This window comes from Waterburya agarophytonicola KI4, from assembly GCF_020640915.1.
Classification (GTDB): Bacteria; Cyanobacteriota; Cyanobacteriia; order Cyanobacteriales; family Xenococcaceae; genus Waterburya; species Waterburya agarophytonicola.
This window is the reverse complement of record NZ_JADWDC010000017.1, coordinates 64,008-79,201: the sequence shown is the minus strand read 5'-3', so window position 1 is coordinate 79,201 and position 15,194 is coordinate 64,008. Positions and strand designations below refer to the sequence as shown.

General features: G+C 39.1%; 12 protein-coding genes and 1 pseudogene. 6 read left to right on the top strand and 7 right to left on the bottom strand.

The features are described from left to right. Positions 1-54: 54 nt before the first annotated feature. A pseudogene (locus I4641_RS24150) lies at positions 55-174 on the top strand (metal-dependent hydrolase); the annotation flags it as partial. A gap of 171 nt (positions 175-345) precedes the next feature. On the opposite strand, the gene I4641_RS09290 reads toward I4641_RS24150, so the two are convergent. From I4641_RS09290 to I4641_RS09280, 3 genes are all read right to left on the bottom strand, one after another. Then, a complete protein-coding gene (locus I4641_RS09290) occupies positions 346-3,132 on the bottom strand; it encodes a CHAT domain-containing protein (RefSeq protein ID WP_229640211.1) in 2,787 nt (928 codons plus the stop codon). A 37-nt stretch (positions 3,133-3,169) separates the two neighbouring features. Further along, entirely contained in the window at positions 3,170-4,978 is a 1,809-nt protein-coding gene (locus I4641_RS09285) for a ShlB/FhaC/HecB family hemolysin secretion/activation protein (protein WP_229640210.1), read from the bottom strand. A gap of 284 nt (positions 4,979-5,262) precedes the next feature. Beyond that, positions 5,263-6,609 carry a Mur ligase family protein gene (locus tag I4641_RS09280; protein WP_229640209.1) on the bottom strand — a complete coding sequence of 449 codons (1,347 nt, stop codon included), beginning with the start codon at positions 6,607-6,609 and terminating at the stop codon, positions 5,263-5,265. Positions 6,610-7,320: 711 nt separating this feature from the next. On the opposite strand from I4641_RS09280, the gene I4641_RS09275 reads away from it, so the two are divergent. Both I4641_RS09275 and I4641_RS09270 read left to right on the top strand, forming a co-directional pair. Then, positions 7,321-8,205, top strand: coding sequence for an iron-containing redox enzyme family protein (locus I4641_RS09275; protein ID WP_229640208.1), 885 nt, complete (start codon positions 7,321-7,323; stop codon positions 8,203-8,205). 106 nt (positions 8,206-8,311) lie between these two features. After that, positions 8,312-8,449, top strand: a complete 138-nt coding sequence (locus I4641_RS09270) for a hypothetical protein (protein WP_229640207.1) — start codon at positions 8,312-8,314, stop codon at positions 8,447-8,449. 146 nt (positions 8,450-8,595) lie between these two features. On the opposite strand, the gene I4641_RS09265 is transcribed toward I4641_RS09270, so the two are convergent. Then, entirely contained in the window at positions 8,596-9,807 is a 1,212-nt protein-coding gene (locus I4641_RS09265) for a lipid-A-disaccharide synthase-related protein (protein ID WP_229640206.1), read from the bottom strand. A 46-nt stretch (positions 9,808-9,853) separates the two neighbouring features. On the opposite strand from I4641_RS09265, the gene I4641_RS09260 reads away from it, so the two are divergent. Continuing rightward, the gene (locus I4641_RS09260) at positions 9,854-10,144 is read left to right on the top strand and encodes a hypothetical protein (protein ID WP_229640205.1); all 291 of its coding nucleotides are present in this window, start codon (positions 9,854-9,856) and stop codon (positions 10,142-10,144) included. A 29-nt stretch (positions 10,145-10,173) separates the two neighbouring features. On the opposite strand, the gene I4641_RS09255 is transcribed toward I4641_RS09260, so the two are convergent. Both I4641_RS09255 and I4641_RS09250 read right to left on the bottom strand, forming a co-directional pair. Continuing rightward, complete coding sequence (locus I4641_RS09255) at positions 10,174-10,395, bottom strand: hypothetical protein (protein ID WP_229640204.1); 222 nt, start codon at positions 10,393-10,395, stop codon at positions 10,174-10,176. A gap of 186 nt (positions 10,396-10,581) precedes the next feature. After that, positions 10,582-11,649 carry an LOG family protein gene (locus tag I4641_RS09250; protein ID WP_229640203.1) on the bottom strand — a complete coding sequence of 356 codons (1,068 nt, stop codon included), beginning with the start codon at positions 11,647-11,649 and terminating at the stop codon, positions 10,582-10,584. A 101-nt stretch (positions 11,650-11,750) separates the two neighbouring features. Here I4641_RS09250 and coaBC point away from each other — a divergent pair, with 101 nt between their 5' ends. Together coaBC and I4641_RS09240 are read left to right on the top strand one after the other, a co-directional pair. Then, a complete protein-coding gene (gene coaBC, locus I4641_RS09245; protein WP_369426755.1) occupies positions 11,751-13,016 on the top strand; it encodes a bifunctional phosphopantothenoylcysteine decarboxylase/phosphopantothenate--cysteine ligase CoaBC in 1,266 nt (421 codons plus the stop codon). A gap of 384 nt (positions 13,017-13,400) precedes the next feature. Continuing rightward, entirely contained in the window at positions 13,401-13,886 is a 486-nt protein-coding gene (locus I4641_RS09240) for a hypothetical protein (protein ID WP_229640201.1), read from the top strand. A gap of 64 nt (positions 13,887-13,950) precedes the next feature. Here I4641_RS09240 and I4641_RS09235 read toward each other — a convergent pair whose 3' ends face one another. Then, a complete protein-coding gene (locus I4641_RS09235; RefSeq protein WP_229640200.1) occupies positions 13,951-15,114 on the bottom strand; it encodes an NAD(P)/FAD-dependent oxidoreductase in 1,164 nt (387 codons plus the stop codon). Positions 15,115-15,194 lie beyond the last annotated feature (80 nt).

Sequence of the window (15,194 nt, the reverse complement as noted above, 5' to 3'; positions counted from 1 at the left end):
CAGCTTACTTTTTCGATTATTAGCACTGCTTAATCCTTAAACAAGAAGTATTGGATCGAACCTACTCATAGCGATCGCTTTGTCTCCATCCTCGACGAATACTATCCGACTTGGCGCGAAGCTCGTGCTGAATTAAATGAATTACCTTTGACTGATGAAGCTTGGCACGAGTAAATTTAAACTAGTTCGGTTACTTTATAAAGTAATTTGAATGCTATGTAAATGGCGATCGCTAATTTTTAATCTGGTGGGTAATTGGCAGTAAAGATAAAAGGCGATCGCAGTTAGTTTTGTACCTAGTAAGTGCGATCGCCTTTAGAAGAATTTCAATCGTTCGATTTCAATTTACAACCAGTTTCCAATCAAAACAAAAGGAGCCCAATAATAAGGATGACGATATTGGGAATCTTCTTCCGCCAACAGAGCTAGTTGAGCTTGACGTAAAGCTTTTGCCTTACTGATCTCAGCATCGGCAGATAAATTTTGATAGAACTTACCCATCAAGTTAGCCGTAGCTTCATCGTTAGCACCCCACAATGTTGCAATAGTACTACGCGCTCCTGCTCGCACTGCAACCCCTGCTAAACCGAGAATTGCCTGATTATCACCTTGGGCGGTATTACAAGCACTAAGAACTAGTAATTCAATGGGCTGAGAGCGTCTTAAGCTGCCCACTCGCAGTAAGTTATCAAACTGATTTACATTGATCAAAGGGCTGCCTTCTTCTGCACCACTGAGAATAAATGTTTGGTCGGAAGTAGAGCCAAATTGACCGTGAGTTGCCAAGTGAACTACAGGAAAATCTGATTCTTGTAATTTCTGCTGTAAGCTAGATTCGGTAAATTCTTTGTTGAGTAGGATTTCTGACTCGCCAAAAATATTTTTAATAGTTTTCAGCTCGTCTTCTACCTTAGGAATGGGTGGAAAACGGTATTTAGGAAAGTCTCTGGTAACTCCTGCTGCTAGAACTTTAATGGGCTGTCTTTTTAGAGGTTTGGGAGCAGTCAACTGTAACCCAGAACTCAAGGCAATATTATAATCCTTTTGAATTAGATATTCTTGCTTTTTGTTGTCATAAAGCACGGACATGGGAATATTACGCAGGGAACCATCCAAAACAAAGACAAGAGTTTTTACGCCACTCTTTTCTAGTTCTGCTTCTGCTGGTTCGATCAACCAACTATAAATTTCCGAGGCTAGAGGTAATATATCTTGCTGTAATGATTCTTCTTGAGATTTTTTAATCTCGGCAATTTCATTCTCTGCTCCCGCATCATCACTACCCCGAGTACTGCGAATTGCTTCGGCAAAACCAGGATTAGTTAGAGAGCGACGGCGTAATTGTTTGATTGTATTATCAACCTTCTCTTTGGTGATATTTTGGGTTGCATAGTGACGTAAAGGTTGCCCAGGAAGAGTCAAAATTACTTCTAAACGATCTTCTAGGAGAATAGGATAAATTACCGCAGCTTCGGGGTCTACATCATCAATTACAACAGGATCTTCTGATACTTGAGAACAAGGATCGCGGAAGAAATTATCCAATTTAGCAATCTGCAAAGATTCTAAAACATCGCGGGCTTGAACTAGCTGGGGTTTGGTTGGTTCTTCTTCCAGTAGCAAGCTAATATATTCGCGGAAAATTGGTTCGACAGGAGTAGTCGCCAAATCACTACGTAAAGCCTTAATGGTGTTAAAGGATGATTCGTAAGCAGTCAAAGCATTGTTCCGATTGCCTTGAACTGCCAAAATTCTACCTAGTTGAGCATTCCAACGATAAGCTACTTCAGGATATTCTGCTGTAGACGCTAACTGCAAAGAAGCTTCGGTTAAACGACGTGCTTCTGAATATCGCTCTTGCTTTTCATAGAGTGATCCTAAATAACCCATTGCTTCGGCTTCTGCGGTCACGTTTTTAATTTTACGCGACTGTTTAATAGCCGTTGCTAGAATTTCTCCTGTATTGCGGTCTATTTTGTCATGGCGAATCAGACTTTTAGCAAAATTAATTCGTCCATAGATTCCCGCACGACTAGCGGGTAACTTAGCTACTTGTGGTTCTATTTTGCCTATTTTTGCCGAAATTTGCGGATTTAGTTGTTCCTCTAACTCACCTTCAAGACATTTTGCTCCATCTTCGATTTGTTGAAGAAAGTCTTCGTCGCTAATTTCGAGGAGGTCGATATTATTGTTAATATCCGCGATCGCACCTTGCCAAAATTCTTGGATATCTAGCAACAAGCTCAAGCTATTGAGTTCCGCTTTAATACCATCTAGCTGATTGGGAGCAGTTTCAATTGCTTGGTCGTAATATTCTAGGGCTGGTTGATAGGGAGCTAGTGCAGATTCTGCCGTTCCTCCAGAGTTGGCAATGACATCTAGAATAACCGTTTGAGAGGGAAACTGATTTTGTTTTTCTAAAGCGATCGCTCTTTGGGCATTTCCCAAACTAAGCAAAGTAGCGGTTTTTTGGCTAGAATCATCCATCTTTTCCGTACTTTCTAGACCTAACTTCAAAGCTTTGGTAGCGACTCTAGGATAGCCACTCTCGCGGAGATAATCTCCAAAACGCAGCAACCCAATTACTTTATCGGGGGTGTCGGGATATTTATCAATACCCGAAAGATCTGGCAGTAGTTTGCCTTCCGCTTCTGAAGTTATGGGAATAATTCCCCCTAGCTGGGGTTCGATCTCTTGAGCCTGTTCGATGAGGGTGCTACAGTCTGTTTTGTCGATTAGGTTAAACGCTCCTAAAATGCTTTCACAAGATTGGGGATAAAGACCCAATGCTTGCTGGGCGGTAGCTGTATTGAGATAGCTTTCTCGAACACCATTATTATTTGCTGCTGCTCTATAAGCTTCTGTTGCTTGTTGCCAGGTTTTGATGGCGCGATCGAGTTGTCCTGCTTCGTAATATTCCTTGCCTTTTTGAGCCAACTTAATGGGAGGCATTTCTGGAACGTCTTGAGATACTGCGGGAAGAGTAATAGCGGTGGAAATACCAATGCTGACTAAGATTAAAAAACCCACAGTGGTTTTACTCCATCGAGGGGTAATATTGACCCAGCCCAACTGATTTTTGAGCCACTCGCTCCCATTTCGTAGCAATTTAGATCTTAATTTTCGACTCATTGTTCTGAATGAAACCTAGTATATTAGTTTTAATGATTTAGAAAGGAAAATACTCTAGAGATAAATAAAGTCCATTTTCTTGTAAGGTGTTGTCGCTATCCTCCACATCAACTAACGGAATACCATAGTCAACTCTAGCGCGAAGACTATCATCAAGATTTAGTTGCAGCCCTACTCCAAATGATGCCACGGTATCTTCGTCTTGATTGAGATTTTCAGAATTGCTCCAGCTAGTGCCAACATCTATAAAAGGAATGGCGGACAGATTGCTTTGAGCGTTATTCCAACGATAGAAAGGAATTCTCACTTCAGCCGAAGCAAATATGCCACTATCGCTCAATAGAGCATCCTGACGATAACCCCGCACGCTTTCAACTCCACCTAAACTAAATCTTTCTAGAGGTACGAGATCGTCAGATGAAAGTTGAATATCCGATCGCAACAGGAGGTTAATGTTGGAACTAGACTGTAATTGTCGCAACCACTGTACTTGACCTCGCCAAGAAACAAATTTGCCGTCTGGCGCGCCTTCATTAACCGTGGCATCAAAGATATCTACTCCCGCACTCAATTGTGATCGCGCTGCTAAGACATCTTTGCGAGTTCGTTTAGTCCAGTCTTGAAAGAAACGGATCGCCGAAATTCGGGTTTCTCCAATATCGTCAGGATCGCCACTTTCATCTCCCGATCCTGGGGACAGAGGAAAAGGTTCTCCCAAAAGTTCGGTGGAGTTGGATTGACGAGAGAATTCTAGTCCCAGGGCGAATTCTTGGGTTGACTCGGAATTGGCGCGAAGGAGTAGGGGTTGTCTTAGGGTAATCTCGAATTCACTGGTTTGAGATTCGATATCTAATTCTTCAAACTCTTCTTCAATAATTTCACTATCTACATAGCGGTAGCGCAACCCTACCGTACCATCTAAAGAGTTGAAGGGAATGCTATAACTAGCGTCAAAGTCGTTACTACCGTCGGTATTTTTATAAATAAAACTAGCCCGATCTGCATAACCCAAGAGGTTATTGTGGTTTAATTCTATACCCCTTTGGAAACTGCCCACGCTGGGAGTACGATAGTTGTTGACAAATAATACTGGATCGAATGCTTTGCCTTGGTTGACATCTACATCCAAAGCCCAGCGATCGCGACTCAAGCCCACGGACAACTCAGCATTGAGATTTTCTACCAAAGGATTTAGCTGTAATAACTGTAGTGCTTCTTGCAGTTCGTTGATGTTGAGAGGATTTTTTGTTCCCCTACTTAAGCGAGAGCGAATATAACCCTCTTTGAGACGACCATTAACGTTGACGTTAATTTCTTCAACTTTACCTTCAATAGCATTAATCGTAATAATTCCTTTGCTTACATTTTGAGAAGGAATCACCACTCCAGAGTTGATATAACCATTTTCGGTATAGAGTCTGGTTATTTTGGTTTCTAATTCTAGTAAGTCGGCAAAAGTTATGGGGCGATTGCGATAATCTTTAACAATTGCCTCAACATCTGCTTCTTCTAGAACTGTATTACCTTTGAGCTTGAATTGCTTGATTGTGAATTCTACGTTTGATTCGGACGATCCTGAATCTGGTAATTGATTTGGGGGAGAGTCTAAAAAATCTTCAATCGGTGGTAGTGGATTAAATCCTGGGTCTTTCTGATTGTCTGGCAGAGGGGAATTAGGAAGATCGTCAACATTTGTTCCTGGGGGTAATTGTGGAGTTTGAGCCAGGTATAAAGAGTCTTTTGCATTGGCTCTGACAGAATTTTGTCCGACTATTATCAACGCCGCGATCGAGATCGGCATGAAAATGGCTGGTTTGAGAAAGTGATAAAGTTGGCGATGATTCATGAGTGGTTTAAGATTTAGCAGTCAAATTACTTTTTAAAATACTTGTTTGGCTCAAAAACACCAAATTAAAGCGAAATTGGTGCTGTTGACATTTATTTTCCTCAATATTGCGATATTTTTTTGGCACATAGAGCGATTTTTTAAGGTCTATTTTGAGCGATTTTACAACTTAAATTAAGTGTGATTTAATCAGCTTACTACGTTCACACTTCATATAAAAATTTTTAAGCTTTTTACCATGATTCTTAACTTAAAAACCAAGAATGTGCGTTCGAGATCAGAAATTAAAGAATTTTTCTTCCTACCAAAATTTCTCTTACCTCTAACATCGCAGAATAGGTCGGAATGATGTGCAGAGTTTCTGTGGTGCTAGTATGCTCTAGAGCAGTATCGATCGCTTCTTGTAAATTTTCTTTAACGATTAAATTAAAATTAGTTCGATCCGTGGCAATTTTTTCGCAGCTATAGGTCATTCTCAACGCCATATCATAAGTGCGATCGCCACTAATCACCAAATTCCCCCCCAGCTTGACTAGCTCTTCCGTATCTACATCCCAAATCCAAGATACATCTGTACCATCGGGAATGCGATCGTTTAAGACTAATAGAGTTGTTGGAGATTTACCTGTCTTTTTGATCTTGTTGACTGCACGAATGGTTTCGTTCATTCCTACAGGATTTTTGGATAGGAGAATACGCACCTGTTTGCGATCTATTTCTAATTCTTCGGCGCGACCAAAAGCTGCTTTGAAGTTTTTCACCGTTTGGAAAATATCATCAGTCTCGATACCCATTTCTTGGGCTAGCAAGCCCGCTGCGAGGGTATTGTATTTGTTATATACTCCGATTAATATTTGGGGATATTCTTTACTATCTAAGGCAGTTTTACTTTTAGCAAAACCACAGCTAGGACATTGATAATCTCCTAAGTGAGAAAGATAAACTCCTTTGTAATCGAGTAGATGTCCGCAACTAGGACAATAAATGGAATCAACTGCGTGGGGTATTTCTTCTAAATATAATTCTGGTTCGTTGAGTCCAAAATAAAGTACTTTTTGCGTTAGCTGTTGTCCCAGACTACAAAGAGTAGGATCGTCCGCATTCAAGACGATAGTAGTGTCTTTTGATAAAGGTGAAATTGCTTTTCCCCAACGTTGAGCGATGGTATCGACTTCTCCATATCGATCTAATTGATCGCGAAATAGATTTAACGCAAGGATATATTTTGGCTGACAATCTTGGAGAAGCAAGGGCAAGATATTTTCATCTACTTCTAAGATCGCATAGTCAGCTATCAGCTTTCCTGTAAGGTTAGTGCTGTTTAATAAGGCTGTAATCAGACCATTAATTAAATTTGCACCACTAGAATTGTGAACTACTGCAAAACCGCGATCGCTAAGAATTTGTTTTAATAACAAAGAAGTAGTAGTTTTGCCATTTGTCCCTACTATCAAAATTACTCCTTTGCTTACCTGCTCGAATAGTAGAGGTAGAAGACGAGGATGAAGACGGCGAGATATTTCCCCTGGTAATACCGAAGCAGCACCCAACGAGAGCGATCGCACTATTTTAGTCACGATTTTTGCTACCCCAACAGCCAAACCTAAACGAATCCGATCTAATAGTTGCATACCAATTATTTATTTCCCAGGCAAATATTTATACTTGATAACCTATTTTGCTGGTCTTGTGCAGACTGATTTTTGATGTTTGAGTAAAAATAATTTTGGGTTATTTTGTTTTTTTGGCGATCGCCAAGTTTTGTTACAGTAATTATACTTAATAGTTAACACTGATCTATTTAGTTTTGTATTGACTCGATATTTTTAGTTGTCAAATCTATTTTTCAAGCTATTAGCAACAAAATAGATTTGATTTTATTGGGGTTATTTTTAGTTTATTTTATTTTAATATTTGATTTTTTTTCGAGAAAATACTGAGTTAAATAAAATACATTTTTAAACTCAAAACATTTATTTATAAACAACAAGCATCTCCAAGACATATTTAATCAAAATATCCGTGGTTACTCTGATGTCAGTCAAGCAAAATATATTTAATAATTACCAGTATCAATAACTTGTTATTTGCGAAATAATACTAGTTATTTATAGGAGTTAAATCCGATTTATCTCGTCTAAGATGATCTAAAAATAGAGAAAATTCAAGGTAAAAATAATATTTTGTATTTTCTTGAATTGGTTGTAAATTGTTTTTTCATGGAAAAAATCGCTAATAACCATTAATTTTATTCATTTTGTAATCGAGAAAACTTAATGCGGTCAGTGCATCCATGTAATGGGGCAAACCGTAAATATTCGATAATTTGTTTTGAGATCTTTATGGCTAACGAAGCTAACATAGGTTCTGTTAATAGACAGGTAGACAATACTGGACTGGTATCTGAGAGTTCGTCAAAACTTGAATGGGCGCAAATTGCCCCAGGCAAAGTAGTAGTAGCCAATTCGCAACGTGCTTGGTTGTATCAACCACAGTCACAAAGCGATCGCTTCGCTCGTCCTATGGATTGTGCTGGTAGTTTTGCCACCACTAAAAAACTCCTGGATACAGCGATCGCAGCTGCTAAAGTTGCCGTCAAGTCTGACTCCAGACCCCCTGCCCTAACTACTACCCGCTGGATCTGGAGGTTGGCAAGTGCTTATCACTTGACTTCTCCTGCATCGCGATTGTTTACAGATGCTGCTGTCGGTTTTGCTGCTAATGGTCGTTCTAATTTAGAATCTTGGGCTTTAGAGAAAGTTGAAGAGGAAACAGGTCATGACAGACTTGCGTTACTCGACATCAAATCTTTAGGATACGATGCCGAAGCAATTGTTGAGGAGTTAAAACCCCCTGCTGCAATCGCTTTGATCGATTACTTTACTCGTAGCGTACAGGATGACGATCCGATTGATGTTGTGGGCTATGCCTACACTATGGAACGTCTATCTTTAGGCATCGAGCAAGACTATATCGACAAGGTTGAGTCTTTAATCCCTCCTGAAATTAATGCTACTAGATGTTTGCGTGTCCACAGTTCCATTGGTGCTGATGCGGGTCATGCAAACGAAAACGTAGAGGTTATTGCCAAGCTTTCTGCTTCTGAGCGAACTCGTATAGCAAGAGCTTGTTATGAAACAGCTTTGATGCTGTTTAGCCCTCCACCAGGAGGCTATATTTCAGATGACGAGCTTCAAGAAGTATTAGAACCACTGAAAGTAAATTAACGAAGATAGTAGACAAAACTTATTAGTTTGTCTAAGCCGTAATCCAAAAACAAATTATTTCGATACCAATAAAGATTGTTTCAAATAGAAAATTAAGGAGAAAAATATGACTACTGCAACAGCTACTCAAATTGACAACAGTGTTGAGGTTTTAGAATTACTTGCAATCGAACTTGATTTGGATACTATTTTAAGTGAAGAATTCAAACTAGAATTATCCAGCGATGTTAGTAATGTTATTTAATTTGATTTAATTTAATCAAGTTGAATTCAATAAATAAGATAATTGAATAAGTCTAAAAAAGTGTGAGCAAATCTTAAATTTGCTCACACTTTTCATTTTTAAGTATAAACAATTGTTGCGATATTCTGGATAGAATTTCGAATTTTTCATTCCTTCAACAGCCTATTTTGCAAACATTGGGCGATTCTAAATGCTGCCCCAGATTCTCCCATCCGACGTTTACCATTGAGGGTGATTTGTTGTAATTGTTCGGGGTTATTGATCACTTGGGCGATCGCCTTGCCTACCAGCTCGGGACTTTCTACCATCACAATCGAGCAACCTAGCAAACGAGATTGAGCCTCGGCAAAAGCATAGTTAAATTGCGGTCCTTCTCCTGGCATAATAATTGCAGGCTTGCCCAAACCAACAAACTCTTCCGTTGCCGTACCTGCCATAGCGATCGCAATGTCTCCCTGTTGGAGAAATTGGGAATAGTTCGATTGACTTAAAATTAAAGTAGTATTTTTTTTAGTCAGAGTACAAATATCGGCTTTTGCTCCAGTGATTTGCCATTCTTGCTCGATTGCTAGTTCGATAAATGGTTTGAGATCCAATGCAGGAGCGATCGCACCTAAAAATTCCAGGGATCTTGACTGCAAATCATCGATGGTTTTTGATGCTGCAATTAATAACTGTTGCCAATTTCTTAACGCCTCTGGCATTCTCGAACCTGCTAAAAGCAATATGTCAAGACATTTAGAATCTGCTAATTCCATCTCGGATGTCAAATCGTCCATCATTGGATTTCCCAAATCGTAGGCGGGAATTGACCATTGTCCTAAAATTTCTGTAGTCAAGCTATCTCTAGGGAATACTCCCTTACAAGCCTCGCGACTCATCAACCAACGCTCCCAAGGCAAGTACACCGAACCCATTTTTCTCTCAATCCGAGACGTTTTAGCCAACCAGCCTGTTTCGTCGCGCAGATAGTATTCCGATTTAGCCGTACCAACAAAAGCATAATTAGCTTTACTCAACCACGCATATAGTAAAGGGACAATATCTCCCACCGCCAAAATCACCCCATCTCCTTTACCCCATTGACGTACAAGCTTGATTTGTTCTAAGGTTAATTGAATCAATCCACCACGCACATCTTGCCATAGTGGAGTACCACCTTGATAAATAAAACCGCCAGAAGGCATCTGCTGCACTCTTCCCGCGATCGCAATATTTGCTTTTGTATAAGCATAACCCTTTCCCACAATGGGCAAAGCTACTAATTCTAGTTTATTGGTAACAGTTTGTAACTGTTTTATAATACGAACAGCAACTCGATCTTCACCATGACCATTACTGAGAACTAGCAGTTTCATTCGATTTTAACTAATTGAATTAATCTAGCTCTATTTTAAGCACTTAATGATATATCTCATCGTCGCTATTAATCTATCAATTACTCTTCTCAATATTTATATCGCTATTAGAATCTGGCAATTGGGTTTGTTGATCGCCAGAATTACCGCGATCGCCATTAATTATGAAAAGTATTTTAGTTTGGCATTCCAGGCTGCCCCCGTTATTTTAGCTCGGGGACAACATAACATTCATCAAACTCGCCAAAGCTATCAGCTACTACAATGGCAAATAGCTAAGGTTCGACAAATAATTTGGCTCATCAATTGGAGTTATACAACTTGGCTTAAAATCTAAGATATTTGATTTTCAATAAACTAAACAATTTAAGCAGATACCAAACGGGCTTCAGCCGTATCTTTAATTAAACCTATTTTGGAATGTAAATAGTCATTTAAACTAACGCGCTCTTTGTCAGCTAGAGGTTTTTGTGCGTCTAAGCGATTTAATAATCGTTGTACTAATTCTTGTTCGCCAATTTCCAACAATTCTGAGGCATTAGTAGTTTCGATTAAACTCCAGATTTGGCGCAATAATGTAATATTCACAATGCTTGACCTCGCGATAAATTATGTTGTTTTGGCTCACTTACTATTGAACTCTGGCAACACTATAAATATTAATCTAATAAGGATAAATATAAAGAAAATATTTAGATTTTCTACTAATATTCACACAAAGCTTAATATTGGTGATACGATTGTTTACTTGTATTTTAGCTATAATTAAGGACTTTATTTGAGTTCTGGATGTTCTGTCGCACTGCAACAATCCGCTAGCTGATTGACTTTGGAGATTAGTTGATATAGTCTGCCCAAGCTTTTTTGATTAAAATAAAAGGTTAAGCGAGGTAAAGTTATCGTTTCCAAATCTTGCATTTCTTCTGGTAAGGCGGAACTCTTACTTATTTTTCCTTTGACTAAAATATCGCTAAATTCTTGATTGAGAGATTCGACTGCTGTATCAGACAGTTCTAACTTTAGACGCATTACGAATAATTTACCAACATAACGACTAGAATGATACAGTCTGTAAAAATCTTTGATAGTTTGACAGGCTGTATCTAATCGATCTGTGATCGTATAAAGACTGGGATCTTCTGGGCTAATTAAGCCTTTATCCTTGAGTTGTCGGCAAATATAATCATTCCAAGAGTGCCAATAGTCTCCTCCAGGTTTATCGACTAAGACAAGGGGTACAGGACCATATTTACCAGTTTGACAGAGGGTGAGGGTTTCAAAAGCCTCGTCTTGAGTGCCGAAACCTCCAGGAAAAAGAGCGATCGCATCGCTTTCCTTAAGAAAAAAGAGTTTGCGCGTGAAAAAATATTTGAAGTCAATTAATTTATCATCACCATTAATAGCAGAGTTAGCACCTTGCTCGAAAGGCAATCTAATATTTAAGCCAAAAGAATTGTCTCTTCCTGCACCTTCATTACCTGCTTGCATAATACCTCCTCCTGCCCCTGTAATGACCATAAAACCTGCTTGAGTCATACAGCGAGCAAAATCAGCAGCTATCTTGTATTCAGCTTGTTGGGGAGAAGTTCGAGCCGAACCAAAAATAGCTATCTTTCTGGTATGGCGGTAAGGATAAAATCTCTGGAAACCTTGCTCTAAGTCTTCTAGAGAGGCGGTTAATATTTTCCAATTAAGAGGCTCGGTATCGGATGCAGAAATTCTTAACAGAGCTTCTAAGGCTCTTTGAATATACTTGCGAGCGGGATGGGTAGATAGTTCGGCAAGTAGCTTATCTAGCTGTTGATTGAGTACATTTGATTCACTAGAGGAAGGTAGAGTCATATAACTAATACCCGTGATGATTTGGCTTGGTTAACTGTAGTTATAGTAACAGCAAATTTTTTCAACCTATTAATTAATGAATGAACGGTATACTAGATAAAATGAGTGACTGGGATTTTCAACCACCCCCCGAATCAGAGTTAGGCGATCGCGATATTGCTTTAGAATCAACTTATTTACAAAATAAACGTATTGCTCTGTTAGTGACGGGAAGTATTGCAGCGATGAAAGCTCCTTTGATTGCTCGTACCCTCCGCCGTCAGGGTGCAGATGTGGTAGCATTTGCCTCAGCCGAAGCCTTGAGATATACCACTATTGATGCTTTGGAATGGAGTACGACTAATGGGGTAATAACCAAGTTAACTGCTAATGCCGAACATCTGAGCGATAACAATCCTTTTGCTGTTTATCTAGCAGCACCTGCAACGTATAACACGATTAATAAGATGGGCTTGGGGATTGCTGATGGAGTAATTACATCTACTTTAGCCTCGGCTATTGGTAGAATGGAGCGGGGTAAAACTAAAATTTTAATCGCGCCGACAATGCACGGTAGCTTACACAATTCTATCTTGACTCAGTCTCTAAAACAGCTAGATAGTATGGGTGTAACGATCGTTCCTCCCCAGGTTGCCAATGGGAAAAACAATCTTCCCGACGAACAAGCGATCGCATTCTCTGTATGTCGTGCTGTTAGTACATCTTCCCTTAAGGATATCCCCATTTTAGTCACAGGAGGGCCGACTCCCGTACCTATTGATAATATACGTCGTTTAACCAATCGTTTTACAGGAAGATTGGGTGCTTGTATTGCCCAAGAATTATATTTGCGATCGGCAAAAGTTAGATTGATTCACGGACAGGGTAGTTATATTCCTCCCAAATATCTTCCTCACAAGATAGTTACTACCTACGATGAATATCTCCAAGAGGTAATGAAGGAATTACAAAATGATTATCGTTATGGCATCTTTTCCGCTGCGGTTGCTGACTATAAGCCGATTCAAGTTTTTCAGGGCAAAATTCCCAGTAATGGTGCATTATCCCAAATAAATCTAACATCTACCCAAAAAGTTATTCGAGAGGTAAAAGCAAAGTTTCCTAGCTTAGGGATGATTACTTTTAAGTATCAAGAAAATATTAGCCATGAGGAATTAATTGAAATCGCCAACCAAAGATTGCAGCAAGGCTATCAAATGGTGGTAGCAAATCGAGGAGAAGAACATCAAGAAACAGGCGCACAAGTAGCTTATTTAGTAACTAAAGAAGATAAGCCGAAAAAAGTAATAGGGAAACAGACAATAGCCCGCGCGATCGCAAATTATTTGGAAGTAATTAATAATCAGCGATCGCTAAAAATACTATAGTTTCGATATCAATTAAAGTATCGTATTTTTAGATATTCATTTTAAGAAATACTAATTAAAATAATTTTGAATTAAGCATTGTTTAGATTTTATTTAGCAAATCAAAAAAACCGTAAAAATACGGATGAGTAAAATTGCGGACGTGAATACAATGAACCTGTAAGTATTCAATTCTCTTAAAAGAGTTTATACCTAAGCAAAATCTCTTAATAAGTAGTGAATCTTGATTCAAAGCCCTTGCTTTTTACTGTAGTAGACAGCTCAATTCTTTCCCTTCTTAACTGAATAAATAAACCGTCTTTCATGAAAAGTAATATTGAGTCGCGATCGCTCTTATTGCCAAAACTGAACTATTAACAATTAATCAATCAAGCCTGGCTAATTATGAAAAAAACCACTTATCAAGCTACACTCAAAGACTTAGCCCTTTTAGTTTCTACAGAGAACTACAGTAATCCCGAATTGGTAAAAAGTTTACTTGAATCTGGTGTAAAAGATCCGATTATTTTTACTACTGATGGAAAAAAAAGTCGGTTTGGCATGAAAAAGCTCAATGTAGAAGATGGCATGAAGAGATTGAATTTGGCAGCTTCTAATCCTGAAATTGGTAAATTAGTTGCTCAGGTGGTTTTGATCGAAGATTCTGCTACCGAACTAATTCCATTGTTTGGAACAAAATCATCTTCACAAGCAACAAACAAGCAGCTTTGTCAAAATACCTACAGTTGGAAGAATGAAAAAAGAAATATCTCCGAACATTGTACGGCTACAGAACTAGGTAAGAAATATGGCATCCGCATCCAATATCTCAATACAGTAATTCAAGGTAAAGTTAAATGCTCTAGAGGCTGGAGTTTAGTTCGCTCCTGATACGATCCTAAATTATGTTAATACGCAACCAGAAACTACCATAAACTTGCGATCGCCTGAAAAATCAGTGATTGATAACTGATTGTAATTCTTCGATAACTCGATCTTCTTTCCCTGATATCCATCGAGCAAAACGTCTGGCTAAAACGGGGGCAAATACTAAAGTGCTAGTAAAACCTGAAAACAAATATATTCCCTTTGTATCAGCTAAATTTCCTACCAAGGCGATCGCTTGATTATTAAACGCTACCAAACAACTATGACAAGTACCAGGAATATCTTCTAATAAAGGTAAAATGTTGCTTACTTGTTGCCGAATTTCCGCCTCGGCGGTGAAGGGATTGAGTTTGGCTTGGGGATTAGGCGCGATCGCACTTATTTGTCCCATACAAATCCGACCATCCATAAACTGCACTGCACCAGGATCTAAAATAGCCCTAGTCGCCATGTCATAGGGGGGATTCCAATCTTCCGTGGTTAATTCTTTTGCTTTGGCTTCGAGGATGAATCGTTGCTGTACTGCGGGCATTACTATCGTACCCAATTCAAAATCTAGAGGAGGAGTAAGGATTAATTGAGCGTGGGTGTAGTAATTGGCAATTTCAATATTTGCTTGTTGTAAGAGCGATCTCGATAGTCCCCCCCCACAGACTACAGTATTGTCTGCATGATAAACATCTGTTTGGGTTTTGACTCCCACTACATCATCTCCCTGACGCAAAAAATCTATTACGCGATCGCAAATAATCACACCGTTGTTGCGCTCAAAAGCTCGGAGATAAGCATTAGTAGTCTTTTGAGGATGAATATGCCCGTGAGGTAATTTTAACGCTCCTGAAATGGCATTGGGATTGAGCAATGGTTCTAAAATACAGGCATCATTAACGCTTAATAATTCGGGAGTGATAGCAAAGCGATCGTAATAATGGACAATGGTTTCAGGATCGTTTTGCCTATCTATAGTTAAGACTAAATCTAAATCTCTAAATTCTGTATCACCGTCTAACTCTTGAGCAAGATTGCGATGTAGTTCGATTCCTTCTCCGCCCAAAGTTCGGGTTAAATTGTCCGTTCCCGACCAATAAGCCAAACCACCATAACTATATATTGTGGCATTATTGGGAGTCTCGTCTTTCTCAAGCAATAGTACTTTTAATCCCTGCTGACTCAACTCATAAGCCAAACAAGCACCCGTGATTCCCGCACCAATTACAATCCAATCGTACATACTTTGTTTGCTAGCTGCGTTTTTGTATATCGGTTGTTAGCTATTAGCTTTTAGGCGGCACAACCAAGAATTTTCTGAAT

What these genes read in the sequence shown, in the direction of transcription:
- I4641_RS09265 (WP_229640206.1), bottom strand. Translation starts at nt 9,807, where the DNA reads ATGAAACTGCTAGTTCTCAGTAATGGTCATGGTGAAGATCGAGTTGCT.
- I4641_RS09275 (WP_229640208.1), top strand. Translation starts at nt 7,321, where the DNA reads ATGGCTAACGAAGCTAACATAGGTTCTGTTAATAGACAGGTAGACAAT.
- I4641_RS09235 (WP_229640200.1), bottom strand. Translation starts at nt 15,114, where the DNA reads ATGTACGATTGGATTGTAATTGGTGCGGGAATCACGGGTGCTTGTTTG.
- I4641_RS09260 (WP_229640205.1), top strand. Translation starts at nt 9,854, where the DNA reads ATGATATATCTCATCGTCGCTATTAATCTATCAATTACTCTTCTCAAT.
- I4641_RS09250 (WP_229640203.1), bottom strand. Translation starts at nt 11,649, where the DNA reads ATGACTCTACCTTCCTCTAGTGAATCAAATGTACTCAATCAACAGCTA.
- I4641_RS09280 (WP_229640209.1), bottom strand. Translation starts at nt 6,609, where the DNA reads ATGCAACTATTAGATCGGATTCGTTTAGGTTTGGCTGTTGGGGTAGCA.
- I4641_RS09290 (WP_229640211.1), bottom strand. Translation starts at nt 3,132, where the DNA reads ATGAGTCGAAAATTAAGATCTAAATTGCTACGAAATGGGAGCGAGTGG.
- coaBC (WP_369426755.1), top strand. Translation starts at nt 11,751, where the DNA reads ATGAGTGACTGGGATTTTCAACCACCCCCCGAATCAGAGTTAGGCGAT.
- I4641_RS09270 (WP_229640207.1), top strand. Translation starts at nt 8,312, where the DNA reads ATGACTACTGCAACAGCTACTCAAATTGACAACAGTGTTGAGGTTTTA.
- I4641_RS09285 (WP_229640210.1), bottom strand. Translation starts at nt 4,978, where the DNA reads ATGAATCATCGCCAACTTTATCACTTTCTCAAACCAGCCATTTTCATG.
- I4641_RS09240 (WP_229640201.1), top strand. Translation starts at nt 13,401, where the DNA reads ATGAAAAAAACCACTTATCAAGCTACACTCAAAGACTTAGCCCTTTTA.